Origin of the sequence: Aeromonas rivipollensis, assembly GCF_037811135.1 — a bacterium.
GTDB lineage: Bacteria > Pseudomonadota > Gammaproteobacteria > Enterobacterales > Aeromonadaceae > Aeromonas > Aeromonas rivipollensis.
In genome coordinates this window covers 1,982,609-2,006,656 of the sequence record NZ_CP149130.1, presented here as the reverse complement: position 1 = coordinate 2,006,656, position 24,048 = coordinate 1,982,609, and the positions used below count along the sequence as shown (strand labels likewise).

Sequence of the window (24,048 nt, the reverse complement as noted above, 5' to 3'; positions counted from 1 at the left end):
TTATTCCTTGGCTGGCGACCGGGCTAGCTCCAACTCACGGGATTGACGACGCATGGTACGACTGAGGGTACGGTTTTGCAGTTTCAAGCGCAGGAAGAGCAGACCGAACACCAGCCAGCCCAACAGGAAGCCACCGGCAAAGAAGAACCCCAGCAGCATGGAGAGGGAGAACTCCCCCTGGGCGATGAGATAGTTGAACTGCACCAGCTGGCCATTTTGCGAGCCGATGGCGAGGGTCAGTACAAACACCAGCACCAATGGGATGAGGGCCAAGATACGCTTCATAAGATCTCCCTGTCTGTAGCTAATGAGAGACTGATTATCCTTAAAATCACAGGCAGACTCTAGAGCGAATGGGAAAAGACTGCGAGAAACCTGACAAATCACATATCTAAAGACGTAAAAATAAAAAAGGCATACCCAGGTATGCCATTTTCTGCATTATTCGATGATGTTCACGCGTTCGCGCAACTCTTTACCAGGCTTGAAATGCGGGACATATTTCCCGGTCAATTCAACCTTGTCCCCTGTCTTGGGGTTGCGACCCACACGGGGCGCACGATAGTGCAGTGAGAAACTTCCAAATCCTCGGATTTCAATCCGGTCGCCGTTTTGCAAGGTCGATGCCATCTGCTCAAGGATCTCCTTGATGGCGGCTTCGACATCTTTGGCCGGCATATGCATGCGGCTGGCAGCCAATTGTTCGATGAGATCTGATTTGGTCATAAGGTTAAATCTCCTTCCCCGATCACATGCAATTTTCATTATGCCAAGATAAAAAAGGGCGGCGTGAAGCCGCCCTTTTCTTGCATCAAGGATTACTCACCCTTGGCGGCTTTGAACGCTTCCATCATGGCATTGCTGAACACAACTTCTTCTTGTTGGTTCAGGCTGTCGATGGCAACACGCTCATCAGCCTCGTCCTTGGCACGGACAGACAGGCTTACGGTACGGTTCTTGCGATCAACACCCATGAATTTGGCTTCAACTTCGTCACCGACAGACAGCACCAGAGTGGCGTCTTCTACACGGTCACGAGCAGCGTCGGAGGCACGCAGGTAGCCTTCCACGCCGTCAGCCAGTTCGATCACGGCACCCTTGGCATCAACCTCGGTAACCTTACCCTTCACGATAGCACCTTTCTTGTTGTCAGACAGGTACTTGTTGAACGGGTCTTCTTCGATCTGCTTGACACCCAGGGAGATGCGCTCGCGCTCCGGGTCCACTTGCAGAACAACGGCTTCGATTTCGTCGCCCTTCTTGAATTCACGTACTGCTTCTTCGCCCTGGTTGTTCCAGGAGATGTCAGACAGGTGAACCAGGCCGTCGATGCCGCCGTCCAGACCGATGAAGATACCGAAGTCAGTGATGGACTTGATCTTGCCGGAAACACGGTCGCCCTTGGCGTGAGTTTCGGCAAACAGCTGCCACGGGTTGGACTTGCACTGCTTCAGACCCAGGGAGATACGACGACGCTCTTCGTCGATGTCCAGAACCATCACGTCAACCACGTCGCCAACGTTAACAACCTTGGACGGGTGGATGTTCTTGTTGGTCCAATCCATCTCGGATACGTGTACCAGGCCTTCAACGCCTTCTTCGATTTCAACGAAGCAGCCGTAGTCGGTCAGGTTGGTCACGCGGCCAGACAGACGGGTGGTCTCCGGGTAACGCTTGGCGATAGCAACCCAGGGATCTTCGCCCAGCTGCTTCAGACCCAGGGATACACGGGTACGCTCGCGGTCGAACTTCAGAACCTTGACTGCGATCTCGTCGCCAACGTTGACGATTTCGGAAGGATGCTTAACGCGCTTCCACGCCATGTCGGTGATGTGCAGCAGGCCGTCAACACCGCCCAGATCTACGAATGCACCGTAGTCGGTCAGGTTCTTGACGATACCCTTAACTTCTTGACCTTCTTGCAGGTTGGCCAGCAGGCTTTCGCGCTCGGAGGTGTTCTCGGTTTCGATCACGGCACGACGGGAAACGACAACGTTGTTGCGCTTCTGGTCCAGCTTGATGACCTTGAACTCGAGTTCTTTGTTTTCCAGGTGAGCGGTGTCACGGATCGGACGCACGTCAACCAGAGAACCCGGCAGGAAGGCACGGATGCCGTTCAGTTCAACGGTGAAACCACCCTTGACCTTGCCGTTGATGATACCGATAACGGTAGCTTGCTCTTCGTATGCCTTCTCAAGCTGCAGCCAGGCTTCGTGGCGCTTGGCTTTTTCGCGGGACAGCTTGGTTTCGCCGAAACCATCTTCGATAGAGTCCAGAGCCACGTCAACGGTGTCGCCTACGTTGATTTCCAGCTCGCCCAGGGCGTTCTTGAACTCTTCAGCAGGAATGGCAGACTCGGATTTCAGACCGGCGTCAACCAGTACGAAACCGTTCTCGATAGCAACGACGGTACCCTTGACGATGGAACCTTGACGGGTTTCAACGGCGTTCAGGGACTCTTCAAAGAGTTGAGCAAAAGATTCGATCATTGTTTGTGTCACAAATGAAACATCCACTCGCAATCCGGCACAAGCGGGGTTGTTTTAAATTATCTGCGCCATCCATGGTGCAGACGACTGACATCAGCTGGTGCTGACATCACCAAGTTGTTGCTCCGCATAGGCGAGTACCGTTGCCAGTACCTCATCTATGGTCATAGACGTTGAGTCTACCACAAGAGCATCTTCCGCGGGTTTCAGGGGGGCAACGGCGCGATTTCTGTCGCGATCATCACGTTCCCGAATCTCGGTTAAAAGACGCTCAAAGTTAACATCAAAGCCCTTATCTTGCAACTGCTTATAGCGGCGCTGCGCCCGCTCTTCCGCGCTGGCATCGAGGAAGATCTTCACCTCGGCCTCGGGGAAAACCACAGTACCCATGTCACGGCCATCGGCAATGAGCCCCGGCAACTGGCGGAAGGCACGCTGGCGGCGCAGCAGCGCCTCGCGCACGCGGGGGAAGACTGCGACCTTGCTGGCGGCATCGCTCACTTCCTGGGAGCGGATGGTACGGGAGACATCCTCCCCTTCCAGCACCACCTTGACCTGTCCGCCGTCGACCTGGAACTGCACGTCCAGATTAGCAGCCAGGGGCACCAGAGCGGCTTCGGCATCGAGCTCCACATCGTGGTGCAAGGCCGCCAGCGCCAGTACCCGGTAGATGGCACCGGAGTCGAGCAGGTGCCACCCCAGTTTCTCTGCCAACAGTTGGCACAGGGTGCCTTTACCGGCTCCACTCGGGCCATCAATTGTCATCACGGGGGCCATCTGAGGCATAACTTTTCTCCTGCGCACTCGGCATGTTGACTGGTTGCACACATCCCTGGCGGGATGGGGTAATGGGCGCCGATTATACCCGAATGCACCGGCGCTGGCAGTTGTCAGGGTGCACAATTGCGCAAAAGTCGTCGCGATTGCGCCTATTATGACCAATCCGGGAAACCATCCCTCCTGCAAGGTTTTGTTCTTATGGTTGTTATGGACAAGGCGCGCTAAACTGGCCGCCTTTTTTAAGCAGCTGTAGTCAGGAGCAACCATATGAGCAGCGTTACCCTCGTGGCCAAATCCAAGTTGCCGACCCCCTGGGGCACCTTCACGCTGGTTGGTTTTCAGGAAACCGGCACCGGCAAGGATCATGCCGCGCTGGTGATGGGCGATATCGCGGACGGTGAGCCCGTACTGGGACGAATTCATTCCGAGTGTCTGACCGGGGATGCCCTGTTCAGCCTGCGCTGCGACTGCGGCTTCCAGTTGCAGGCCGCCATGGAGAAGATCGCCAAGGCCGGTCGCGGCGTCTTGTTGTATGTCCGTCAGGAAGGTCGTGGTATAGGCCTGCTCAACAAGATCCGGGCCTATCATCTGCAGGATCAGGGCGCCGACACCGTCGAGGCCAACGTGGCACTGGGCTTTGCCGCCGACATGCGCGATTACACCATCTGTGCCGATATGCTGAAGGCCTTGGAGGTCAAGAGCCTGCGCCTGATGACCAATAACCCGCGCAAGCTGAAGGCGATGGAATCCTTTGGAATTCCGGTGGCCGAGCGCGTCCCCCTGCAGGAGGGTCGCAATCCCCACAACGAGTTCTATCTCTCCACCAAGGCGAACAAGCTGGATCATCTTTTCAAGAAGTAAGGTCCATCTGTCATCCTTGCCATAGAAAACGCCTCCCATCGGGAGGCGTTTTTGCTGCCCTATTTGTTGTCCCCCGGATTGTTGTCCCCCGGAGCTCCGTCCGGGGTTGGCTCGGGATTGGCCTGTGCCAGCAGGAAATCCCGCAGTGCCCGGTTGGCCATGGAGAGAGGATCTCCCCGCCGCCAGGCCACGCAGAGATCGAGGAAGATGGGCGGAGCAAAGGGGATGCCGCTGAGGGCCGTCTCCTCCTCCAGCGCCATGCGCAGGAAGGTGGTCACGGCAAACCCCTGCCTCACCACCGCCTTGAGCAGGGGGATGAGGTTGCTCTCGAAGCCGATGTTGGGCTCTACACCCAGGCCCTGCGCCAGCGCCTCCATGTGCTCTCTGTGGTAGAAGCCCCGCCGGAACATGGCGAGCTCCTGGCTGAAAAACTGCGGCAGCGAGACGGCGCCGACCCCGCGCAGGGGATGCTCCTCCCCCACCACCATCAGCATCTCTTCCCGCAGCAGCTGGGCACCCTCGAGGGCTGGCGGCAAGTCGCTGGTGATGAGGATGGCGAGATCCAGGCTGCCGTCCACCATGCGACTGAGCAGCTCGCGGGTGCCCGCCTCCTCCACCCGGATCTTCAAACCGGGGTAGCGATGCTTGAAGGCCATCAGGATCGGTGGGAAATAATAGGAGCCCATCATGTAGGGAATGCCGATGCGCACTTCCCCCCGCTCCAGTCCCTTGAGTTCGGCCATCTCCGCCTCTGCCTGGTGCATCTGCAGCAGCAGCCGCTCGGCGTGACGGCAGAGCACCTCCCCCTCCGGGGTAAGCCGCACAATGCGATCCTGCCTGTCGAACAGGCGCAGATCGAGTTGTTGCTCCAGTTTGGCGATGGCCATGCTGACGGCCGGTTGCGCCACGTGCAGGCCCTGGGCGGCCTTGGTGAAGGAGCCCGCGTCCCGCACCGCCAGCAGGTAGCCGAGCTGTTTTAGATCCATATCAATTCCATTTATCAGACTGATAACTTAAATATATTATATTTATATAGAGCGACCCACTACCCTGCACAAAAGTCGTCGGGACAACTCCATATGATCGAAGTAGGCAGTCGCGAATGGATACGCGCCACCCTGGCCCTCAGCCTGGGCTCCTTCCTGGTATTTCTCAATCTCTATCAGACCCACCCCCTGCTACCCCTGCTGGCGGAGGTGTTCTCCGTCAGCTCCCTCTCGGCGGGATGGACCCTAGCGGGCTGCACCGCCGGGCTCGCGGGATCGCTGCTCATCTGCGCTCGCCTGGCGGACAGGTTCGGGCGTCGCCGGATCATGCTGTGGACCTTGACCTGCGCCATACTGCTCTCCCTGTGCATTCCTTGGGTGACCCGCTTCGATCTGCTGGTGTGCCTGCGCATCCTGCAGGGGGCGCTCCTGGCCGGGCTGCCTGCCACCGCCATCGCCTACATGGGAGAAGAGTTCAGCAAACGCGCCCTGCTCTCGGCGGTGGGGATCTACATCGCCGCCAACTCCCTCGGCGGCATCGCCGGCCGGGTGGTCGGCGGTCTGCTGGCCGGCTGGTTTGGCGACTGGCAGCACACCTTCCTCGGTATCGGCCTCATCAGCTTGGCCCTGCTGCCGCTGGTCATCTGGTTGCTACCCGCCCAGACCCGCTTCGTGGCCGTGGAGGCCACCCCGGGGCAGTTGCGCCGCGCCATCCAGAGCCACCTCGGCAACCCCTTGCTGCTGGGGGCCTATCTCATCGGCGGGCTCAACTTCATGGTCTTCCTGAACCAGTACAGCTACCTTACCTTCCTGCTGGCCAAGGCCCCCTTCTCCCTGCCGACCCAGTGGCTCGGCATGCTGTTTCTGACCTACCTCACCGGCACCCTCGCCTCCTCCCTGAGCGGCCGCTGCGCCCATCGCTTTGGGGCGCAGCGCCTGCTGCTGGCGGGGATAGCCCTGATGGCTCTCGGCAGTCTCGCCCTGCTGCAGGGGACCCTTGCCGCCATCATCGGGGGGTTGCTTGTCTCGAGTTTCGGCTTCTTCCTCGCCCACGCCTGCGCCAGCGCCTGGGTAGGCCAGCATGTGGAGCACAACAGAGCATTGGCCTCATCGCTCTATCTGGTGGGGTATTATCTGGGGGCCAGTCTGGGGGGGCTTTACTTGCATCCCTTCTGGGAGCGGGGGGGTCTCTGGGGATTGGTGCTCGGCATAGAGCTGGTTTTGTGCGTCACCGCCGCCTTGAGCCTCTGGCTCGGCCATCTCAAGGGGCGCGCGGCGCCGCCCCTCTCCTGTCACGCCCCGTCACGCCAGTGACGGGCCCTCGACTCACTAGGCGTCGTAATAGTCCGCCGGCACCGGCACCACGGCGCCGGTGTGCAGCTCCTCGTCGATCACCTCGCTCAAAGGGCGCAGATGAAACTTGATTTGCCCCGAAGGCAGCATCAGCCCCACATCCGGGTTGCGCCCGTCGTCCATGTTGGCAGTCTTGAACGCAAGCCCGGGGTGCGCGGCAACCAGCGCAGGCAGTGAGGGCACCACCAGCTCTATGTGCTCCAGCCCCGCCTGATGGGCACGGCCCGCCTTGGGGGCGGCCAGCTCGATGCAAGGGACAGTAACCTGCTGCCAGCAGACGGGCTGATGCAGACGATAGGTGGCGATGGGACGGCCTCCTATCATTCCCTCCACCAGCAGCACCCCATGGCGCGCCAGCGTCTCTTTCAGGGCCAGGTATTCCGGCAAGCTGGCGGCGCGGTAGCAGAGATGATCTACCACAGGGGCGTCGCACTCCCCCATGAGGGCGTGCATTTCAGTGAGCAGTTGGCAAACGAATGGGGCCATGGGCCCCAGCGTGGTATCCAGTGGATGAGACATGATCACCATTTCTTCTTGGGTTGGAACAGGACATCGAGCTCGTCCGCTTCTTTGTCCTTGATGTTTTGCAGCTCCTTCTCGCTGTGCTGCTGCAGATGCTCTTCCAGCTGGCGCATCCCCTGGCGCATGTCCTCTTCCCGCGCCAGCAGGTAGGGATCCTTGTCGGAGACATTGGCCAGGGCGCCGAGCCCCTTGGTATAGAGCTGACGGCAGGTGCCGTACTGCCCCTGGATCTGGGCATCCATGGCCCGCTTGATCAGGTTGGCGATGTTGATCTTGAGCTGCATCAGCTCGAGGCGGCGATCTTCCTGGGCAAACCCCTGAGGGTCTATCTTGCCCTTGTTGTGCTCGACCCGCAGCACGGCCCGCATCTTCTTGGCCAGCTGCAGCATCTGGATCGCCTGACGGTCGGACTCAGGGGTCTTGAAGTGCCCCTCGTCCTGACTGCTGTAGTTTTCCTGCACGTTCTTGATCTGGGTCTGGACGTCGATGATGCGCTGCTTGACCTGGGCGTTCGGCATGACCTGCACTATGGCGCGGTAGGCATCCAGGATCCGGTGTTGCAGCAGCAGCACCATGTTCTTGGAGAAGGGCACCAGGTTGACGTTCAGCAGCACCTCCTCCGTCTCGTCCGCCACTGCCTTGTGGCGGGCGATGGCCTGGCGCTTGTCGGCTTCCGCCTTCTGTTTGTATTGCTGCACCACGTTATAGGCGATGACCAGAAACAGGAGTGCGCCAATCGACAGCAATATCAAGGTTAAAATCATAGGGTATTCACACTCCTGTCCCAATCCAATTGCGTGATCCTACAACAGCTTACCCGCATAGGGTAGCGCCCAGATCGCACCTTGCCTCACAACAACGCAAGGGAGCCGCGGCAATGGCGATGCCCGGGGCCTCATGCTCCATATCGCCCGCCGCCCCCATTACTTGAGGCAAAAACCCTTCGACTGGAGGAAGCCCAGCATGAAGGGACGCGCCTCCTTGCCGAGGATGGCCTTGATCTGTCCGCTCCAGGTCTGCACCTTGTTGTTGCTGCTGCGGGCCAGGTAGTAGTCATGAATCTGCTCATCGTATTGCGCCAGCAGGGCGCGATCGAGCGTCTCTGGATAGCGGTTCTCGTGCACCACCAGGGCGCGGGGCAGCCGCGGCTTCTGCTCCGGCTGCTGGGCGGGATGACCCAGGCAGAGACCGAACAGCGGTATCACCTGATGGGGCAGTCCCAGCAGCTCGCTCACCGCCGCCGGGTTGTTGCGAATGCCGCCGATGTAGACGCCGCCAAGGCCCAGGGACTGGGCCGCCAGCAGGGCATTCTGGGCCATCAGGGCCCCGTCGATGGCGCCGATCATGAGCTGCTCCACGAAACCGGTCTGGGCGTCCGGTACTATCTGGCTGTGGCGTTGATAGTCGGCGCAAAACAGCAGGAACTCCGCCGCCTCGGCCACATAGGCCTGATGGCCGGCCAGCTCGGCCAGGGTGGCGCGCAGCTCCTTGTCCGTCACCCGGATGAGGCTGTTGGCCTGCAGGAAGCTGGAGCTGGAGGCGCTCTGGGCGGCGCTCAGTATCTGATCGAGTTGCGAGGCGCTGATGGGCTCAGGGGTGAACTGACGAATGGAGCGATGGGAAAGGATGAGATCGATGGTCGGGTTCATGGTGCCTCCAAAATGAAGGTCACACTGTACCCAAAAAAAGCGAGGGGCCCAAGGCCCCTCGTCACCCTCAGGGGGCAGGATACACATAGGGAGCTTGCAGCCCGAGCGGGAAGCCCAGCGCCCAGTAGAGCAGCAGGAAGCATGTCCAGCTCACCAGGAAGGCCAGGGAGTAGGGCAGCATCATGGAGACCAGGGTGCCGATGCCGGTGCTCTTCACATACTGCTGGCAATAGACCACCACCAAGGGGAAGAAGACCATCAGCGGGGTGATGATGTTGGAGGCGGAATCCCCTACCCGATAGGCGGCCTGGGTCAGCTCCGGCGAGATCCCCACCGCCATCAGCATGGGCACCAGGATGGGACTGATGAGGGCCCACTTGGCCGAGGCCGAGCCCACCACCAGGTTGACGCTGGCGGTGAGCAGAATCATGCCGACGATGGTCACCTCCCCCGGCAGCGCCAGGGCGTGGAGCACCTCGGCGCCGGAGAGGGCCAGCAGGGTTCCCAGGTTGGAGTCACCGAACGCCTTGATGAAGAGGGCGCAGAAGAAGGCCATCACCATGTAGGAGCCCATCTTGTTCATGGTGGCGGACATGGCATCGATCACATCCTTGCCGCTCTTGAAGCTTCCCGCCACGAAGCCGTAGACGATGCCGGGCAGAATGAAGAGCAGGAAGATGAGCGGCACGATGGACTTCATCACGGGTGCCGCGAAGGTGGTGAGCGATCCATCCGGTGCCCGCATCGGCGAGTCGTCCGGGGACAGGGCCAGCCCCAGCAGCACCACGGCCGCCAGCATGGCAAACCCGGCCCAGTTGAAGGCCCGGCTCTCCTGCGCGCTGTAGCGCCCCATCTCGTCGGCACTCTCCAGATCCTCGTTGAGGGGCACCTGCTTGAGGCGTGGCTCCACTATCTTCTCGGTGACAAACCAGCCCACGCAGATGATCAGCAGGGAGGAGGCGCCGGTGAAGATGATGTTGCACAGGGTGTTGACCATGTAGTCGGGGTCGAGCAGCTGGGCCGCCGACTGGGTGAACCCCTGCAGCAGGGCATCCCCGCCGGAGGGCAGGAAGTTGGCGGCAAAGCCGCCGGAGACCCCGGCAAAGGCAGCGGCAATCCCCGCCAGCGGGTGACGGCCCGCCGCATGGAAGATGATGCCGCCGATGGGGATCACCAGCACGTAGCCCGCATCTGCCGCCGTATGGCTGACGATGGCCACCAGGATCAGCATGGGGGTCAGGAAGCGCGCCGGTGTGACCTTGAGCAGCTTCTTCAGGCCGGTGTTGATGAAGCCGGACTGCTCGGCCACCCCGACCCCCAGCATGGCCACCAGCACTATGCCGAGCGGCGCAAAGCCGGTGAAGGTGGTGACCATGCTGGCGAGAAACTCGGCCAGCCCTGCCCCGGTCAGCAGGTTGTTGACCACCACGGCCTCCCCGGTGCGGGGGTTGACCAGATCGAAGGAGAACTGGGAACCTATCCAGGAGCCGACCCAGACGATCAGCAAGGCATAGAGGAACAACATGGCGGGATCCGGCAGCTTGTTGCCCGCCTTCTCGACCCCGTTCAGGAAGCGGTTCAACCAGCCATTGGGACTGGCCGGACGCTCGTTCACTGCGGCTTGACTCATTATGGTGATACTCCATTACCAAGGAATGAGCGCGCATACTAGCGATAACGTCTAATGAATCCCATGATATGAGACAAAAATTCGATTAATTATGTTTAATTTGGCATGTCGCGCTCCTGAAATGGGACATGCCGCACAGTGTCAGCGGTGGTATCAGGTGCTGATCAGCGGATAGTGACCAAGCTTGCAGCGGATCCCGAAGCCTGCCGCCGCCACCTCCTCCGGGGTCATGGGGGTGCTGAACAGGAACCCCTGGAAGACATGACAGCCCTGGGCCCGCAGGGCCGCCAGCTCGTGCTCGTCCTCCACCCCTTCCGCCAGGATCCCGAGCCCCAGGCTGGTGGCCATGGCCACGGTGGCCCGGATCACCGGCAGGTTGAGCCCCACCACGAAGGAGCGATCCAGCTTGATGGTGTCGATGGGCAGACGGTTGAGGTAGGCGAGCGACGAGTAGCCGGTACCAAAGTCGTCGATGGCGATCTTGATCCCCTGCTCGCTCAGGGCGTCGAGGATCTCGATGCAGCCCTTCATGTCCAGCATCAGCACGGTTTCGGTCAGCTCCAGGGTCAGAAGGCCCGCCTCGACCCCGGACTCCCTGAGCTGCTGCGCCACCTGCCCCGGCAGGGAGGCGGAGAGCTGGAAGCCGGAGAGGTTGACCGACACCGGCACCCGTACCTGCCATTGGCGCTGCCACTCCCCCATCTGGGCCAAGGCGGTGGCGAGCACCCAACTCCCTATTTCACGGATCAGCCCCATCTCTTCGGCAAGCGGAATGAACTCCGCCGGCGAGACGTGGCCGAGCACGGGGTTGTACCAGCGCAGCAGTGCCTCCAGGCCGATGAGCTTCCCCTGGGCCACGTCCACCTGGGGTTGATAGCGCAGGCTCAGTTCACCCCGGCCGACGGCCTTGGCCAGAAACTGCTTCAGAGTCAACTTGCGGTGCAGGCTCTGCTGCATGCTGGGGGTGAAGCGCTGCCAGCGCAGGCGCCCCATCTGCTTGGCCTGGTACATGGCCATGTCGGCGCGGGTGATGAGGTTGTCCCCGTCGTCCGCGTCGTCCGGATAGATGGCGATGCCGATGCTGCCGCCTATGGTGACCTCGGGCACCCCGCTCAGCTGCAGCGGCTTGCTCATCTGGGAGAGCATGAGATCCGCCACCTCCTGCGCCCGCTCGCTGGCCTGACTGAGGGGCACCAGGGCGGTGAACTCGTCCCCGCCGAGGCGCGCCAGCTCCACGTCCCGTGGGCAGATCTGCTTGAGCCGGCCGGCTACCCGCTCCAGCAGGCGATCCCCCGCCTTGTGGCCATAGTTGTCATTGACCAGCTTGAAGTTGTCGAGATCCATGAACACCAGGGCGAAGCGCCCCCCCAGGCCGCAATAGGCCTCGAGGGACTTCATCAGGCCGTAGCGATTGAGCAGGCCGGTGAGGGAGTCGTGCCAGGCCAGGTGGCGGTGTTCGAGCTCCTCGAGCTTGCGATCCGTGATGTCCCGCATGGTCAGCAGGATCCGGGCCCCCTGCTGGATGTGGCGGAACTGATACTGGAACCAGCGCATCCCCTTCTGGGTTCGGCACTCCCCCTCGGCCACCACCTCCCCCACCCGGGAGAGCCGGGTGTAGAAGGCCCCATCGTCGCCGGAGAAGACCTGGGCCAGCCGGGTGATGCCGGTGCCAAAGCACATGTCGAAGTGGTGGTTGCCGCTCTCGAGGCACCCCTGATTGTCGAACAGGCAGGCCAGGGTATCGCCGGTGGCGAGGGAGGACTCCTGATAGAGGGTGTCGGCATCGATGACCGCCTCCGTCATCATCATCTGCCGCCCGGCGAGCTGGATGCCGGAGAGGCGCAGATAGACCTGCTTCTTGACGCCCTTGGGGGAGAGGGTCCACCACTCGTTGTAACTGCGATCCTGTTGAAAATCACCGAGATAACGCTGCAACAGCAGATCGATGGCGGCGGCCATGTCGGCCGAGAAGTCGCGGGATTGCAGCTCGGCCAGGGAGCTCGCCTCCCACAATCCCAGGGCGGAGCCATTGGCCCAGTAAATGTGGTGACGCTGGATGTCATAGACCCAGATGGGAGTATGAAGCACGTCCATCGCGGTAAGCAGGCGTTCGTCTAGCGTATTCATGTTGAGTGATGATTCATGCTGAAAGCTCATGGCAGAACCAGCCTGGACCCGTCTTTGGCAAAGGCGTCCGTGCTGGTACAAAATCCGTTCCGACCCATAATCTGGAAACAGGCAGGTGAAAAAGGGCCGAAATCATATGAAAACGCTACATGTGATCCCCATGGTCAGAAGAAATGGGCTCACACTGGTATTGTTGGGCATGGTCATAACCATTGCTATGATTTTTATACTTTTTTTCTTTCCTGAACAACTACTAATGCCGGTCATCTTCCTCCTGCTGACTGGTCTGATGACAATTCTTGTCGGTGCGCTGAAACTGTCTGAGCCTCATTTTAGTCTCTCCCTGTGTCAGGATTGTCTGCAATATCACCATAAGTACGGTGGCTGGATCCTGAAATGGAGAAATATTCAGCGAATTGACCAGCCACGTATCCATTTAGGGTGGGATCTGGTGCCCCTGCCCTACATCGGCTTGAAGATTAAGGATTACGACGATTTCTTGACGCTGATCACACCCAGACTGGCCGTTCGCCTGCTGACCGAGCAGCGGGCCGTGCTGTTGCAGGCCATCAACAGCGAGCGCCCCGACTGCCTCACCGGAGGCTGCGGCAGCGGACTGCTTGGCGAGGGGCTGCTGGAGGAGAGCCGCTTTCGTTCCCCCTCAGGCCAGCAGTACGATGGGGTGATCGCCATGCTGGGCAACCGCATGGCCAGACTGCGGGATCTGCTGGGTTATGATCTTCTGGTGCCGGACAACAGCCTGGACCGCCCCCCCGCCGACTTCGTCCATTTGCTCAATCAGTACCAGCGCGAGTCGAATCTAATCCAGATCAATTAAACGCCGGATTGCGCTTGCCAAGCCTGGCGACTCTTCATAAGGTCACGGGCTTGTTACAAACACCCCCTAAGCCGCTTATGAAGTACATCGAAGAGTTCTATCTGTTCGTCAAGGTGGTGCAAGAGGGCGGTTTCTCCCACGCCGCCGCCGCGCTGGGCATGCCGACCGGCACCATCAGTCGACGCATCTCACAACTGGAAGAACAGCTCGGGTGCGCCTTGCTGCACCGCTCCACCCGCAAGCTGCGCCTCACCGACGAGGGGCTGCGCTATTACGAGCGCCTGTGCACGCCGCTGGCCGAAATCGAGCAGGCAACCGGCGAGATCCAGGGCCAGGAGAGGGACATCAGCGGTCTTATCCGCCTCGCCGCGCCCATCGCCCTCTCCAACACCATCCTGGTCGACATGCTGGCCGACTTCGGTCTGCGCTATCCCGGGGTACAGTTCGACATCAGCCAGACCAATGATCAGGCCCCCCTCTGTGATCAGGACAGGGATCTGGTGTTTTTCAACGGCGAGCTCTCCCAGACCCTGCCCAATGCCCTCTGCCTCGGCCACATAGAATACGGCCTGTTTGCCTCCCCCCTCTATCTGGAGAAGATGGGCATCCCCTCCCACCCGGCGCAGCTGGAAGAGCACGATCTCATCTACTGCTGGCCCCACCAGCACTGGCAGCTGAGCGGGCGGGACCAGCAGACGGTGCAGATCAAGCGGACACCGCGCCTGAACGTCAACCAGACCCAGGCCGCCGTGCGGGCGGCCCGGCGCCACCTCGGCATCGTCAATGCCCCCCTGCACTATGTGCACCCCTTCCTGCAGGACGAGCAGCTGGTCGCCGTGCTGCCGGACTGGCAGGCGGGCAAGCGCCCCTTCTACATGCTCCATTGCCAGCCCCAGTTCACGCCGTTGCGTGTTAAGATGTTTGCCGATTTCGTCGAGAAATACTCCGCACGCTATCGCCATCATCAGCGGGACGATCAATTTTTGCCGGCCATGCCGCTGCCCGTTGCATCTGACGGTTGATCGCCCACACTTAGCGCAATCCTCGTTGCACAGGTCGGCTAACACTATGAATGTATTGATATGTGATGACTCGGGGTTCGCTCGCAAGCAGTTGATGCGCGCCCTGCCTGCCGGCTGGAATGTCACCCTGCACCAGGCCGCTGACGGCCTGGAAGGGGTGGAGCAGATCCTGATGGGCCACGGCGATCTGATCTTTCTCGATCTGACCATGCCGGAAATGGATGGCTATGGCGTGCTGGAGACCCTCAAGCGCGAGGGGCTGCGCAGCAAGGTGATAGTGGTCTCCGGCGATATCCAGCCGGAAGCCCACGCCCGCGTCATGGCCCTCGGGGCACTCGATTTCATCAAGAAACCGGCCTCGCCGGATAGCCTGCTCGCCCTGCTCGGCCGCCACGGCTTGTGGCAAGCGGCGCCCCACCCGGCCGTCGCACCCGCCCTTGTCGTCGCAGGTCACGCCCCCCTCGAGAGCACCATTCAGTTCACCCCCGAGCTGCGGGATGTCTATCAGGAGCTCGCCAACGTCGCCATGGGCCAGGGGGCCGATCTGCTGGCTCGCCTGCTGGATGCCTTCGTGCTGCTGCCCATCCCCAACGTCAACGTGCTGGAGGTCTCCGAGCTGCACATGGCCCTCTCGGCTGCCGCCGAGTCGGATACCCTCTCCGCCGTCTGCCAGGGCTTCATCGGGGCCGGCATAGCCGGCGAGGCGCTGCTGCTGTTTCACGATGCCAGCTTCCAGGACTTGGCACGCCTGATGAACCATCAGGGGGTGCTGGACCACAACGCCGAGCTGGAACTGCTGATGGATACCGCCAACGTCTTGATCGGGGCCTTCCTGCGCGGCTATGCCAACCAGCTCGACACCCCCTTCAGCCAGGGCCATCCCGTGGTACTCGGTCAGCACAGGCCCATTAGGGATCTCATTCGCACCAACCAGAGCCGTTGGCGCCGCACCCTGGCCATCGAGATCAACTACCGGGTGCAGGGGTATGCGGTGCAGTGCGACCTGCTGCTGCTGTTCACCGAAGACTCCATCGCCACCATGAACAACAAGATCATGCATATGCTCTAGCGGTGTGATCCCATCGCCAGCATCAATAACAAGTTAATGCACATGCTCTAGCGATTAGATCCCGTCGCCAGCATCAACAACACAGACTCAGGCACCAGGAGTGACCATGGAAATCCGGGAATTTCATTGGCTGATGAACATAGTCCAGAACCTGGACGTGGGGCTGGTCGTGCTCGACAAGGGCTACCGGGTACAGGTATGGAACGGTTTCATGGAGAGCCATAGCGGCCGACTGGCCGGCGAGGTGCGCGATCAGGTGCTGTTCGACCTCTTCCCCGACGTGGACTGCGCCTGGCTGGAGCGCAAGGCGAACATGGTGTTCAAGCTCAACAACCGCGCCTTCAGCACCTGGGAGCAGCGCCCCTATCTGCTGCGCTTCTCCAACTATCGCCCCATCACAGGCTCGGCACCCCACATGTACCAAAACCTGACCCTGGTGCCCCTGGCCGATTTTGGCGGAGAGGTCACCCATCTGGCCATCATGATCTACGACGCCACCGACGAGGCCATGCTGATCAGGGGCCAGCGCCAGGGATAAGTCCTCGGCACAGAGACACAAGAAGGGCGCCATCAGGCGCCCTTCTTCGCTTCATGCCGATCAGGCTCAACCGTTCAGGAACTCGGTGAAGGCATCTATCACCTCGTCGATGTCGTCATCGGTGATCTGCAGGTGGGTCACCAGCCTCAGCTCCCCATAGCCGGAGAAGAGGATGCCGCGCTCCTTCATGAAGCCGAGCAAGGTGGCGGGATCCCCCTGCGTCAAGCGCAGGAACACCATGTTGGTCTGTACCTCTTCCATATTGAGCGCTATGCCAGGCAAGGGGGCCAGCCCCTCAGCCAGACGCCTGGCGCGGCGATGATCGTCCGCCAGCCGGGTGACGTGCTGATCCAGGGCGAACAGGGCGGCCTGGGCCAGGATCCCCCCCTGACGCATGCCGCCCCCCAGCATCTTGCGCAGCCGTCTGGCCCGCGCGATGAAGCCATGGGAGCCCACCAGCAATGAACCGACCGGCGCCCCCAGCCCCTTGGAGAGGCAGACGGAGATGCTGTCGAAGGGGGCCGCTATCGCCGCGACCGGCTCGCCGCTCGCCACCACCGCATTGAAGAGGCGGGCCCCGTCCAGGTGCAGCAGCAAGCCGTGCTCATCCACAAAATCGCGCATCTCGCGCAGGTAATGCAGCGGCAGCACCTTGCCATTGTGGGTATTTTCAAGGCACACCAGCCGGGTCTGGACGAAGTGGGCGTCATCGGGGGCTATGGCGGCCCGCACGTCGCTCAGGGCCAGGGTACCGTCGGCCTGCATGGGGACAGACTGCAGGGCCACCGAGCCCAGCACGGCAGAGCCCTGCGCCTCGTAGCGATAGATGTGGGAAGCGGAACCCAGCACGGCCCCTTCCCCGCGCTGGCAGTGGCTCATCATCGCCAGCAGGTTGGACATGGTGCCGGATGGCACGAACAGGGCCGCCTCTTTGCCCAGCAGCTCGGCACCCCGACGCTCCAGTGCATTGATGCTGGGATCTTCCCCGTAGACATCATCGCCCACCTCGGCGTGCAGCATGCTCTGGCGCATGGCTTCCGTGGGTTGGGTCACGGTATCACTTCGTAAATCGATATAGCGCATGTCATCCTCCTGATGCAGGAGCATGACATTAACCAGCCGGCATCATGCTGGCAAGGGATGGGGGGCGGGAATGTGAACCCGGCGGCTCACCAGGGCAGCGGCTGGCCGCGCAAGTCCACGAAGCGGCCGGAGTGCGCCAGGGTCAGCGAGGCCAGGAGATCCAGCAATTGCGGTGCCACCAGGGCGGGATCCTGCAACAGGGCCGGGTCAAGCCCCTGCCGGAAGGGCTGCTGCATGGGGGTATCCATGAGCCCGGGGTGCACCGTGATGACGCCGGCGCCGGGGAAGCGCTCGGCCCACTCGGCGGCCAGGATCCTGGCCCCCATGTTGAGGGCCGCCTTGCTCATCCGGTAGCTGTAGCGCCCGACAGCCTCCAGATTGCCGGTCCCCAGGCTGCCCGCCAGATCCGAGAGAGAGCAGAGCCACAGCCGACTCTCGGGGGTCATGAGCCGACTCAGGCTGGCACCCAGGGCCAGGTGGGGCCAGGCATTGGCCTGCAGGCTCTCCCCAAGCCACTGGGGGCTCACCTCCTCCACCCGCCGCTCCGGCATGTGATTGAGATCGTGCAGCAGACCTATGGTATTGATCACCACCGTCGGCAGTGTGGTGGTGTCATAGAGGGTGAACAGGGCCTCGAAGGAGAGCGGGTCCACCTCCTGCAACGGGAAATAGCAGGCGGGATCCAGCCCTTTTGGCAACTGCCTGCCCGCCAGCAACCACTCTTCGCCACGGCTGGCGAGTTCGTGCGCCAGAGCCCCCCCCAATCCGCCACTGCCCAGGATCAGATAACTCATCTGTGTGTCCTTGGATTTGTCCATTGCTTAGAGGGTATCAGAAGAATGGCGGCCTGCCGGGGACCCCCACGGCCTCAGGCCTCTGCCAGATGACGGCCGAACTCCCGCGCCCGCGCCAGATCAAGAAAGCCGTCCGCCTGCTTGTGGCTGCGCAGGAACTGGTAGTAGGCGAGCAGGGTGACCAGGTGCTGCTCGTCCGGCAGCGGCTGGCCGGGGAGCTTCTCCTGCACCAACGCCCCCGCCGCCGCCAGCGCGTCCCTGTCCACCACCTCGGCCTGGCGGTAGAGGTAACCGCAGCCGGTGGCGAGCCACTCCAGTGAGCAGTTGGCCCCCATGGCGATCTGGTTCGCCTTGCCAAGGCCGGGCTCGGCCCCTTTCAGATACTTGCGGATCAGGGCTTCACTCAGCCCCACCTTGCGGGCGAAGGCGCTGACGCTGCCCTCCCCGATCAGGCTCTGCAGCCTGGCGGCAAATCCTTCCATCACAACCTCTCCATCGTCTTTTTGGCCCGCCTCTGCCTTGGGCCCCTGTGTCGGTCAGAACCATAGTTCGAATTCGCGAGGGGGGTATTATTGCCTTGTCCGCCAGAAGAGACCAAGATGCTGGCAGCATTGATTCTGCCTTTATTTGTTCGTCTCTTTATCCGTAGAGGAGTCACCATGTCCGTATCCCATCTTGCCCTGCACCATCAAGGCCCCACCTTCTCCCGCCTCATCATGGGCTACTGGCGCCTGATGGAGTGGCAACTCTCCCCGGCCGCCCTGCTGGATCTGATGAAATACCATCTGGATCTCGGGGTCACCACCATAGATCACGCCGATATCTACGGCGGTTACCAGTGCGAGGAGGCCTTCGGCCAGGCCCTGCGTCTGGAGCCCTCTCTGCGCAGCCGGATGGAGATTGTCAGCAAGTGCGGCATCGCCCTCACCGCCAAGCCGGAACATGCCCTCAATCACTACAACACCAGCAAGGAGCACATCATTGCCAGCGCCGAGGCCTCCTTGCAAAAGCTCGGCACCGATCACCTGGATCTGCTGCTGATCCACCGCCCGGATCCCTTGATGAATGCCGACGAGGTGGCCGAGGCCTTCATCAGCCTCGAGCAGGCGGGCAAGATCAAGCACGCCGGTGTCTCCAACTTCACCCCCCATCAGTTCACTCTGCTGCAATCGCGCCTGCCCTTCCCCCTGGTCACCAACCAGCTGGAGATCTCGCCGCTGCACCAGGAAGGGACGCTGGATGGCGCCCTGGATCAGTGCCAGCAACTGGGTATCAAACCCATGGCCTGGTCCTGCCTCGGTGGCGGACGGCTGTTCAACGATCCCGCCTATGCCCCGCTGCGGGCCGAGCTCGAGCAGATCCGCCATGAAGTGGGCGCTCAGCACATAGAGCAGGTGGTCTACGCCTGGGTGATGATGCTGCCGAGCCAGCCGCTGCCGCTCATCGGCTCGGGCAAGCGGGAGCGGATCGCCGCCGCCGTGGCGGCCGAGTCCATCCAGCTCAACCGCCAGCAGTGGTTCCGCATCCGCAAGGCCGCCCTGGGTTACGATGTGCCCTGATCCCGCCCGCCACTGAGCGCGAGGCAAACAAAAACGGCATGGATTGCTCCATGCCGTTTTTCGTTATCGAGACGATTCAACGATGGCGCTGGGGGCGACCACGAGGTGCATCTGTCTTCGGTTTGGCCTGGTTGACTGTGATGGTACGGCCACCTATTTCGGTGCCGTGCAACTCGGCGATGGCCTTCTCGGCATCCCCGTTGACAGGCATTTCAATGAAGCCAAACCCCTTGGACTGACCGGTATCGCGATCGATGATGATATCGACCTTGTCTACCTGCCCAAATTGGCTGAACACATTTGTCAGTTCGTCGGCCGTCATCCGGTACGACAGATTACCTACGTAAATCTTCATGCCATCCACTCTCGATTCAAGGTGCCTTCTCTATGCATCCACCGACCTGGAGTAAGGGCACAACCCCCCTGCCGGACCAGCCATGGCATCATGCCGTGGCACTCCCTGCCTCGAGGCCCAAGTCGTTGATCTCTTGGACTATCGGGGCAGGAAAGATCAATTCGAATCAGAGGGAGTATCTGAGCTTTGCGATAGATTGTCGAGAAAATAGTCAGACTGGTTGCAGCGCGGCCAACAAGCTGCTCAGGGCGCGGCGGCTGTGCCAGGCCCGTTTAAAACCGAAGCGATAGACACCGGGGGCCACCTCATGGGTGCCTTCCCGGGTCAGACCCAGCAAGGCGGTGGCGTCGGCAAGGGTCTCCCCATCCAGCCCCAGATCCAGGCTGAAGTCGAGCCACTGACCGTCGTGCCCCACCTTGCGATCCCGCTCTATGCCCACCAGTGCCGCCCTCGGCAGGGCCAGGGCCCTGTCTTCGCCACCGTTGAGCAGATAGAGATGATGGTCGTCCCAGGCGATCTCCGCCAACCGCCAGCGCTGCCAGTTGCGCGGCAGCACCATCATCACCAGCACTATGCCGCCAAACACCAGACCGACCCAGGGCAGCAGCCCCATCTCGGGATAACCCAGCAAGAGCGCGGCCACCACAGTCCCCAGGCTCGCCAGCAACAGGCAGATCATGACCCCGTAGAAGCGCCGCGCCGGGGGCATCAGCCAGTTCACTCCCCCCCGTGATGCCAGTTCACTGACTCTCATTTCATCCTCCTCACATGATGGAAACGGCCCTGCCGCCCTGTGTTGGCCCGCATTGTGCGCGAGCCCGCCCATGGGTTGCAACCGGCACGGCGGCGCGGATGACGACTGGCCGCCACTCTTGGTATGCTTGGGGCTGTCTGAGCCCGCCATCTTCAGGAGTCCCATGTTCGCCACTGCCCTGCTGTTCACCACCAGCGCCCTCTATGCAGAAGCCATCGGCGGCTACGCGGCCGGTTGTCTGAAAAACGGCGTATCCCTGCCGCTGACGGGACCCGGTTATCAGGTGATCCGCACCAAGCGGCTGCGCTATTACGGTCACCCCGATCTCATTCACTACCTGCAGGGCCTGGCCAACCAGACCAGGCTGGCCGGCATGCCGGATCTCTATATCGCCGATCTCGCCATGGCGCGGGGCGGCCCCTTCACCTCCGGCCATCGCAGCCACCAGACCGGCCTCGACGCCGACATCTGGTTCCGGATGGCAAACCGCCCCATCAGCAAATGGGAGCAGGACGCCCCCAAGGAGTGGGCGCTGATCGATGAGCCCAGCTACAAAATGCTGCCGGGGCGCTTTGGCCCCCAACAGCTCAATCTGCTGCGCCTCGCCGCCAGCAAGCCCGAGGTGGCGCGCATCTTCGTCAACCCCGTCATCAAGGCCGAGGTGTGCAAACGGGCGGCCGATGAACCCTGGGTCGCCAAGCTGCGCCCCTGGGTCGGCCACTTCAGCCACTTCCACGTCAGGTTGCGCTGCCCGGCGAACAGCCCGGATTGCCAGCCCCAGGCCCCCATCCCACCCGGCAACGGTTGCGATGCCGAGCTGGCCTCCTGGCTCAAGGACAAGCCCCAGTTGCCCAAGGTCTCCATGAGCTACCGTGCCCCCGTCTTACCGAGGCGTTGTGAGGGTTGACCACAAGCTGCTATGGTGAGCCGATATCCACCAGAAATTTCAATGGAGAACAACAAGATGGCCACTTCACTCCGGCACAGGGCCACCCAGTGCCTGCTGACTTTCACCCTGCTGCTGGGATTGACCGGGTGCGGCATGAACAACATCCCCACCCTGGATGAGCAGGTCAAGGCGAGCTGGGGCCAGGTCGAGAACCAGTATCAGCGCCGCGCCGATCTCATTCCCAACCTGGTGGCCACCGTCAAGGGGTACGCCAGCCACGAGCAGGAGACCCTGAAGGCAGTCACCGATGCCCGCGCCCGGGTCGGCAGCCTGCAGGTGAGTGACCCCTCCCAGCTCAAGACCTTTGAGGCGGCACAGGATCAGCTCTCCAGCGCCCTCTCCCGCCTGATGGTGGTGGTCGAGCGCTACCCGGATCTGAAAGCGGATCAACAGTTCCTGACCCTGCAGGCCCAGCTGGAAGGCACCGAGAATCGCATCGCTGTGGCGCGGCGCGACTACATAGAGGCGGTACGCCAGTTCAATACCGAGATCCGTACCTTCCCGGGGGTCATCTGGTCCAAGCTGCTCTATTCGGATCTCGAGGCCAAACCCAGTTTCAGCGCCAAGCCCGGTGCCGATGAGGCGCCCAAGGTCAGCTTCCAATGACGATGATGTTGCGCGCGCTGCTCCCCTTGCTGCTGCTCTGGACGGCAGCGCTGCAAGCCGCCCCGGCCTTTCCAACCTTGAGCGGGCGTGTGGTGGATGAGGCCGCCCTGATGTCCCGCAAACAGGCCCACCAGCTGACCCAGCAGCTGGCGGCCTTCGAGAAGCGCAGCGGCATCCAGCTGGTGGTGGTCTCCGTCGACAGCCTCGATGGGGAGACCATAGAGGAGTACGGCTACCAGCTCGGTCGCCACTGGGGCATAGGCCAGAAGGGCAAGGACAACGGCGTGCTGCTGCTGATCGCCCAGGATGAGCGCAAGGTGCGCATCGAGGTAGGCTATGGCCTGGAGGGCGCCCTGCCCGATGCCATTGCCGCCAACATCATCCAGACCCGGATCCTGCCCGCCTTCAAGCGCGGCGACATGGTGGCCGGCGTGGTAGCCGGCAGCCAGGGCATCATGCAGGCACTCGCCGGAGAGTATCAGCCGGTCGAGCAGCCGAAGAGTGACAGCGATGGCGGCCCCTGGCTGTTTATTCTGGTGGTGATTGCGATGATAGTGCTGCACAACCTGCGCGGTGGCGGCGGTGGGCCGGGAGGACGACGTCGGGCGGCCTACATGGCCGGTGGATTTGGTGCCGGTTCCTTTGGTGGTCGCTCTGGCGGCGGATTCAGCGGTGGTGGCGGCAGTTTTGGCGGTGGCGGAGCCTCCGGTGGTTGGTAACAGGAGTAAAGAGACAAATCATGATTTCTAAACAGTTCTTCCACACGCTTCAGGCCAAGGTGCGCGAAGCGGAGCTAGAGACTGACGCCGAGCTGGTCACAGTGCTGGCCCCCGCCAGCGATGGCTATCGCTATATCCCGACCCTGTGGGCGGCGCTGCTGGCCATGCTCACCCCTTTGCTGGTGTTCCAGCTCGGCTTCTGGCTCGGCTGGTACGAGATCCTGCTGGTACAGTGGTCGGTCTGGTTGCTGCTGAGCCTGCTGTTCCACTGGACCCCCATCAAGATGCGGTTGATCCCGAAAAAAGTGCGTCAGCACAGGGCGGCACTGATGGCCCGCCTGCAATTTGTCGAGCAGGGGCTGCACCGCACCCGCGACCGGCTCGGGGTGCTGATCTTCGTCTCGGTGGCGGAGCACTATGTGGAGATCCTGGTGGATGACGGCATAGCCCAGCACATAGACAACGATCAGTGGCAGCGGATCATCGACGACTTCGTGGTGCGGGTACGCAACAAGGAGGTGGAGCAGGGCTTCCTCGAGTGCGTGGATCGCACCAGCGCCATCCTGACCGATGCGTTTCCGGCGACCCGGGATCAAAACGAGTTGCCCGACAGCCTGATCATTTTGGACAAACCCTGAGGCGGCTTAAAAAACCGGCATTCTGTGCAAGGGATAGGCATTCGATAAAGATTCTGAAAAATAAGGGGAAAAGTGTTTGACCCCGAGTCAACTTTCCCCTAAATTACGCCCCGTTCCAGCGCAACAGCGCAGCGAATACCGTGTTAGCTGAACACGTTAATCCACAGACCAAAATTTGGTGAGGTGTCCGAGTGGCTGAAGGAGCACGCCTGGAAAGTGTGTATACGGCAACGTATCGAGGGTTCGAATCCCTCCCTCACCGCCAAATTGAAAAACCGACCTCAGGGTCGGTTTTTTGCATCTGGTGGCACAGCAAAATCTGATGCCCATAGAGGGAGGGTGAGAACCCTCGCCTGGGTTCGAGCAGAGCGGCTTGCCGCGATGAACGGCCAGAGGCCGCCCCGAAGGGGTGAGCCACGCAGTGGCGAATCATCCCTCCCTCACCGCCAAATAAAGTAAAAGGGCCTGTCGCAAGACAGGCCCTTTTACTTTATCCGGTGATGGGCGGCTCGGTTCTAACCCTGGTTCGACAAGGGGGCAGGACAGCCGCAGGCTGCCCGCGGGGCGAGCGCCAGGGATGGCGCGAGTCAATCCCGACCCGCCGCCACATAGAACCACTTTCCATCATCACCACTCCTCGCCCACCACTCTTCATCAACAACCTGCCGGCACAATCTCTCTCCACTTCACCAAGGCGCCAGGATACCCGGTTACCTCCTTGCTGCCA

At 61.5% G+C, this 24,048-nt stretch carries 26 protein-coding genes, 1 tRNA gene and 1 other RNA gene; 13 read left to right on the top strand and 15 right to left on the bottom strand.

Annotated features, from left to right (window positions below):
- From WIR04_RS09185 to cmk, 4 genes are all read right to left on the bottom strand, one after another.
- Entirely contained in the window at positions 1–285 is a 285-nt protein-coding gene (locus WIR04_RS09185) for a LapA family protein (protein ID WP_005327818.1), read from the bottom strand.
- Between the two features lie 156 nt (positions 286–441).
- Positions 442–726: an integration host factor subunit beta gene (gene ihfB, locus WIR04_RS09180; protein WP_005299934.1), complete on the bottom strand. Its 285-nt coding sequence runs from the start codon at positions 724–726 to the stop codon at positions 442–444.
- Between the two features lie 92 nt (positions 727–818).
- Positions 819–2,489, bottom strand: a complete 1,671-nt coding sequence (gene rpsA / locus WIR04_RS09175) for a 30S ribosomal protein S1 (protein ID WP_005327816.1) — start codon at positions 2,487–2,489, stop codon at positions 819–821.
- Positions 2,490–2,582: 93 nt separating this feature from the next.
- Positions 2,583–3,275 (bottom strand): (d)CMP kinase, encoded by a 693-nt coding sequence (cmk, locus tag WIR04_RS09170; protein ID WP_025327190.1) that lies wholly within the window; start codon positions 3,273–3,275, stop codon positions 2,583–2,585.
- A gap of 261 nt (positions 3,276–3,536) precedes the next feature.
- On the opposite strand from cmk, the gene ribA reads away from it, so the two are divergent.
- Positions 3,537–4,130, top strand: coding sequence for a GTP cyclohydrolase II (gene ribA, locus WIR04_RS09165; RefSeq protein WP_025327191.1), 594 nt, complete (start codon positions 3,537–3,539; stop codon positions 4,128–4,130).
- 59 nt (positions 4,131–4,189) lie between these two features.
- Here ribA and WIR04_RS09160 read toward each other — a convergent pair whose 3' ends face one another.
- Positions 4,190–5,116 (bottom strand): LysR family transcriptional regulator, encoded by a 927-nt coding sequence (locus WIR04_RS09160; protein WP_338892090.1) that lies wholly within the window; start codon positions 5,114–5,116, stop codon positions 4,190–4,192.
- 93 nt (positions 5,117–5,209) lie between these two features.
- On the opposite strand from WIR04_RS09160, the gene WIR04_RS09155 reads away from it, so the two are divergent.
- Positions 5,210–6,430, top strand: a complete 1,221-nt coding sequence (locus WIR04_RS09155) for an MFS transporter (protein WP_338892088.1) — start codon at positions 5,210–5,212, stop codon at positions 6,428–6,430.
- A 15-nt stretch (positions 6,431–6,445) separates the two neighbouring features.
- Here WIR04_RS09155 and WIR04_RS09150 read toward each other — a convergent pair whose 3' ends face one another.
- The 5 genes from WIR04_RS09150 to WIR04_RS09130 all read right to left on the bottom strand — a co-directional run bounded on the left by WIR04_RS09150 (position 6,446) and on the right by WIR04_RS09130 (position 12,364).
- Positions 6,446–6,997, bottom strand: a complete 552-nt coding sequence (locus WIR04_RS09150) for a VOC family protein (protein ID WP_338892086.1) — start codon at positions 6,995–6,997, stop codon at positions 6,446–6,448.
- A complete protein-coding gene (locus WIR04_RS09145; protein ID WP_025327195.1) occupies positions 6,991–7,755 on the bottom strand; it encodes a hypothetical protein in 765 nt (254 codons plus the stop codon). The genes WIR04_RS09150 and WIR04_RS09145 overlap by 7 nt, the downstream gene beginning before the upstream one ends.
- 159 nt (positions 7,756–7,914) lie before the next feature.
- Positions 7,915–8,640 (bottom strand): oxygen-insensitive NADPH nitroreductase, encoded by a 726-nt coding sequence (gene nfsA / locus WIR04_RS09140; RefSeq protein ID WP_338892083.1) that lies wholly within the window; start codon positions 8,638–8,640, stop codon positions 7,915–7,917.
- A gap of 67 nt (positions 8,641–8,707) precedes the next feature.
- A complete protein-coding gene (locus tag WIR04_RS09135; protein WP_042650274.1) occupies positions 8,708–10,270 on the bottom strand; it encodes an AbgT family transporter in 1,563 nt (520 codons plus the stop codon).
- Positions 10,271–10,423: 153 nt separating this feature from the next.
- Positions 10,424–12,364 (bottom strand): EAL domain-containing protein, encoded by a 1,941-nt coding sequence (locus tag WIR04_RS09130; protein WP_025327198.1) that lies wholly within the window; start codon positions 12,362–12,364, stop codon positions 10,424–10,426.
- Positions 12,365–12,533: 169 nt separating this feature from the next.
- On the opposite strand from WIR04_RS09130, the gene WIR04_RS09125 reads away from it, so the two are divergent.
- The 4 genes from WIR04_RS09125 (at position 12,534) to WIR04_RS09110 (ending at position 15,864) form a co-directional block, all read left to right on the top strand.
- On the top strand, positions 12,534–13,235 hold the full coding sequence (locus WIR04_RS09125) for a DUF2982 domain-containing protein (RefSeq protein WP_338892080.1): 702 nt from the start codon (positions 12,534–12,536) through the stop codon (positions 13,233–13,235).
- A 77-nt stretch (positions 13,236–13,312) separates the two neighbouring features.
- On the top strand, positions 13,313–14,257 hold the full coding sequence (locus WIR04_RS09120; protein ID WP_025327200.1) for a LysR family transcriptional regulator: 945 nt from the start codon (positions 13,313–13,315) through the stop codon (positions 14,255–14,257).
- Between the two features lie 46 nt (positions 14,258–14,303).
- Positions 14,304–15,326 carry a response regulator gene (locus WIR04_RS09115; RefSeq protein ID WP_338892078.1) on the top strand — a complete coding sequence of 341 codons (1,023 nt, stop codon included), beginning with the start codon at positions 14,304–14,306 and terminating at the stop codon, positions 15,324–15,326.
- Positions 15,327–15,432: 106 nt separating this feature from the next.
- Positions 15,433–15,864, top strand: coding sequence for a PAS domain-containing protein (locus tag WIR04_RS09110; RefSeq protein ID WP_338892076.1), 432 nt, complete (start codon positions 15,433–15,435; stop codon positions 15,862–15,864).
- Between the two features lie 66 nt (positions 15,865–15,930).
- Here the strand turns inward: WIR04_RS09110 and ltaE are convergent, their stop codons facing one another.
- The 3 genes from ltaE to WIR04_RS09095 form a co-directional block, all read right to left on the bottom strand.
- A complete protein-coding gene (gene ltaE, locus WIR04_RS09105) occupies positions 15,931–16,947 on the bottom strand; it encodes a low-specificity L-threonine aldolase (protein ID WP_338892074.1) in 1,017 nt (338 codons plus the stop codon).
- Positions 16,948–17,033: 86 nt separating this feature from the next.
- Positions 17,034–17,741: a short-chain dehydrogenase gene (locus tag WIR04_RS09100; RefSeq protein WP_247626377.1), complete on the bottom strand. Its 708-nt coding sequence runs from the start codon at positions 17,739–17,741 to the stop codon at positions 17,034–17,036.
- 74 nt (positions 17,742–17,815) lie between these two features.
- Positions 17,816–18,223: a transcriptional regulator gene (locus WIR04_RS09095; RefSeq protein WP_025327205.1), complete on the bottom strand. Its 408-nt coding sequence runs from the start codon at positions 18,221–18,223 to the stop codon at positions 17,816–17,818.
- A 177-nt stretch (positions 18,224–18,400) separates the two neighbouring features.
- Here WIR04_RS09095 and WIR04_RS09090 point away from each other — a divergent pair, with 177 nt between their 5' ends.
- Positions 18,401–19,300: an aldo/keto reductase family oxidoreductase gene (locus tag WIR04_RS09090; RefSeq protein ID WP_338892068.1), complete on the top strand. Its 900-nt coding sequence runs from the start codon at positions 18,401–18,403 to the stop codon at positions 19,298–19,300.
- Between the two features lie 76 nt (positions 19,301–19,376).
- On the opposite strand, the gene WIR04_RS09085 is transcribed toward WIR04_RS09090, so the two are convergent.
- On the bottom strand, positions 19,377–19,622 hold the full coding sequence (locus WIR04_RS09085) for an RNA recognition motif domain-containing protein (RefSeq protein ID WP_005327768.1): 246 nt from the start codon (positions 19,620–19,622) through the stop codon (positions 19,377–19,379).
- Positions 19,623–19,866: 244 nt separating this feature from the next.
- The gene (locus WIR04_RS09080) at positions 19,867–20,409 is read right to left on the bottom strand and encodes a hypothetical protein (RefSeq protein WP_338892066.1); all 543 of its coding nucleotides are present in this window, start codon (positions 20,407–20,409) and stop codon (positions 19,867–19,869) included.
- Positions 20,410–20,572: 163 nt separating this feature from the next.
- Here WIR04_RS09080 and mepA point away from each other — a divergent pair, with 163 nt between their 5' ends.
- The 6 genes from mepA (at position 20,573) to WIR04_RS09050 (ending at position 23,770) form a co-directional block, all read left to right on the top strand.
- Complete coding sequence (mepA, locus tag WIR04_RS09075) at positions 20,573–21,316, top strand: penicillin-insensitive murein endopeptidase (protein ID WP_106886596.1); 744 nt, start codon at positions 20,573–20,575, stop codon at positions 21,314–21,316.
- A 42-nt stretch (positions 21,317–21,358) separates the two neighbouring features.
- Positions 21,359–21,964 carry a LemA family protein gene (locus tag WIR04_RS09070; RefSeq protein WP_338892063.1) on the top strand — a complete coding sequence of 202 codons (606 nt, stop codon included), beginning with the start codon at positions 21,359–21,361 and terminating at the stop codon, positions 21,962–21,964.
- Positions 21,961–22,683: a TPM domain-containing protein gene (locus WIR04_RS09065; protein ID WP_338892061.1), complete on the top strand. Its 723-nt coding sequence runs from the start codon at positions 21,961–21,963 to the stop codon at positions 22,681–22,683. The genes WIR04_RS09070 and WIR04_RS09065 overlap by 4 nt, the downstream gene beginning before the upstream one ends.
- A gap of 20 nt (positions 22,684–22,703) precedes the next feature.
- Positions 22,704–23,321 carry a TPM domain-containing protein gene (locus WIR04_RS09060; protein ID WP_338892059.1) on the top strand — a complete coding sequence of 206 codons (618 nt, stop codon included), beginning with the start codon at positions 22,704–22,706 and terminating at the stop codon, positions 23,319–23,321.
- Positions 23,322–23,498: 177 nt separating this feature from the next.
- Positions 23,499–23,586, top strand: a tRNA-Ser gene (locus WIR04_RS09055).
- 54 nt (positions 23,587–23,640) lie between these two features.
- Positions 23,641–23,770, top strand: a non-coding RNA gene (locus tag WIR04_RS09050) — RtT sRNA.
- The last annotated feature ends 278 nt before the right edge of the window (positions 23,771–24,048 follow it).

What these genes read in the sequence shown, in the direction of transcription:
- mepA (WP_106886596.1), top strand. Translation starts at nt 20,573, where the DNA reads ATGTTCGCCACTGCCCTGCTGTTCACCACCAGCGCCCTCTATGCAGAA.
- WIR04_RS09080 (WP_338892066.1), bottom strand. Translation starts at nt 20,409, where the DNA reads ATGAGAGTCAGTGAACTGGCATCACGGGGGGGAGTGAACTGGCTGATG.
- WIR04_RS09100 (WP_247626377.1), bottom strand. Translation starts at nt 17,741, where the DNA reads ATGAGTTATCTGATCCTGGGCAGTGGCGGATTGGGGGGGGCTCTGGCG.
- WIR04_RS09090 (WP_338892068.1), top strand. Translation starts at nt 18,401, where the DNA reads ATGTCCGTATCCCATCTTGCCCTGCACCATCAAGGCCCCACCTTCTCC.
- WIR04_RS09110 (WP_338892076.1), top strand. Translation starts at nt 15,433, where the DNA reads ATGGAAATCCGGGAATTTCATTGGCTGATGAACATAGTCCAGAACCTG.
- WIR04_RS09145 (WP_025327195.1), bottom strand. Translation starts at nt 7,755, where the DNA reads ATGATTTTAACCTTGATATTGCTGTCGATTGGCGCACTCCTGTTTCTG.
- ltaE (WP_338892074.1), bottom strand. Translation starts at nt 16,947, where the DNA reads ATGCGCTATATCGATTTACGAAGTGATACCGTGACCCAACCCACGGAA.
- WIR04_RS09160 (WP_338892090.1), bottom strand. Translation starts at nt 5,116, where the DNA reads ATGGATCTAAAACAGCTCGGCTACCTGCTGGCGGTGCGGGACGCGGGC.
- WIR04_RS09095 (WP_025327205.1), bottom strand. Translation starts at nt 18,223, where the DNA reads ATGGAAGGATTTGCCGCCAGGCTGCAGAGCCTGATCGGGGAGGGCAGC.
- WIR04_RS09130 (WP_025327198.1), bottom strand. Translation starts at nt 12,364, where the DNA reads ATGGACGTGCTTCATACTCCCATCTGGGTCTATGACATCCAGCGTCAC.
- WIR04_RS09070 (WP_338892063.1), top strand. Translation starts at nt 21,359, where the DNA reads ATGGAGAACAACAAGATGGCCACTTCACTCCGGCACAGGGCCACCCAG.
- WIR04_RS09155 (WP_338892088.1), top strand. Translation starts at nt 5,210, where the DNA reads ATGATCGAAGTAGGCAGTCGCGAATGGATACGCGCCACCCTGGCCCTC.
- WIR04_RS09150 (WP_338892086.1), bottom strand. Translation starts at nt 6,997, where the DNA reads ATGGTGATCATGTCTCATCCACTGGATACCACGCTGGGGCCCATGGCC.
- WIR04_RS09060 (WP_338892059.1), top strand. Translation starts at nt 22,704, where the DNA reads ATGATTTCTAAACAGTTCTTCCACACGCTTCAGGCCAAGGTGCGCGAA.
- ribA (WP_025327191.1), top strand. Translation starts at nt 3,537, where the DNA reads ATGAGCAGCGTTACCCTCGTGGCCAAATCCAAGTTGCCGACCCCCTGG.
- WIR04_RS09065 (WP_338892061.1), top strand. Translation starts at nt 21,961, where the DNA reads ATGACGATGATGTTGCGCGCGCTGCTCCCCTTGCTGCTGCTCTGGACG.
- WIR04_RS09125 (WP_338892080.1), top strand. Translation starts at nt 12,534, where the DNA reads ATGAAAACGCTACATGTGATCCCCATGGTCAGAAGAAATGGGCTCACA.
- WIR04_RS09135 (WP_042650274.1), bottom strand. Translation starts at nt 10,270, where the DNA reads ATGAGTCAAGCCGCAGTGAACGAGCGTCCGGCCAGTCCCAATGGCTGG.
- nfsA (WP_338892083.1), bottom strand. Translation starts at nt 8,640, where the DNA reads ATGAACCCGACCATCGATCTCATCCTTTCCCATCGCTCCATTCGTCAG.
- WIR04_RS09085 (WP_005327768.1), bottom strand. Translation starts at nt 19,622, where the DNA reads ATGACGGCCGACGAACTGACAAATGTGTTCAGCCAATTTGGGCAGGTA.
- WIR04_RS09115 (WP_338892078.1), top strand. Translation starts at nt 14,304, where the DNA reads ATGAATGTATTGATATGTGATGACTCGGGGTTCGCTCGCAAGCAGTTG.
- ihfB (WP_005299934.1), bottom strand. Translation starts at nt 726, where the DNA reads ATGACCAAATCAGATCTCATCGAACAATTGGCTGCCAGCCGCATGCAT.
- WIR04_RS09120 (WP_025327200.1), top strand. Translation starts at nt 13,313, where the DNA reads ATGAAGTACATCGAAGAGTTCTATCTGTTCGTCAAGGTGGTGCAAGAG.
- cmk (WP_025327190.1), bottom strand. Translation starts at nt 3,275, where the DNA reads ATGCCTCAGATGGCCCCCGTGATGACAATTGATGGCCCGAGTGGAGCC.
- rpsA (WP_005327816.1), bottom strand. Translation starts at nt 2,489, where the DNA reads ATGATCGAATCTTTTGCTCAACTCTTTGAAGAGTCCCTGAACGCCGTT.
- WIR04_RS09185 (WP_005327818.1), bottom strand. Translation starts at nt 285, where the DNA reads ATGAAGCGTATCTTGGCCCTCATCCCATTGGTGCTGGTGTTTGTACTG.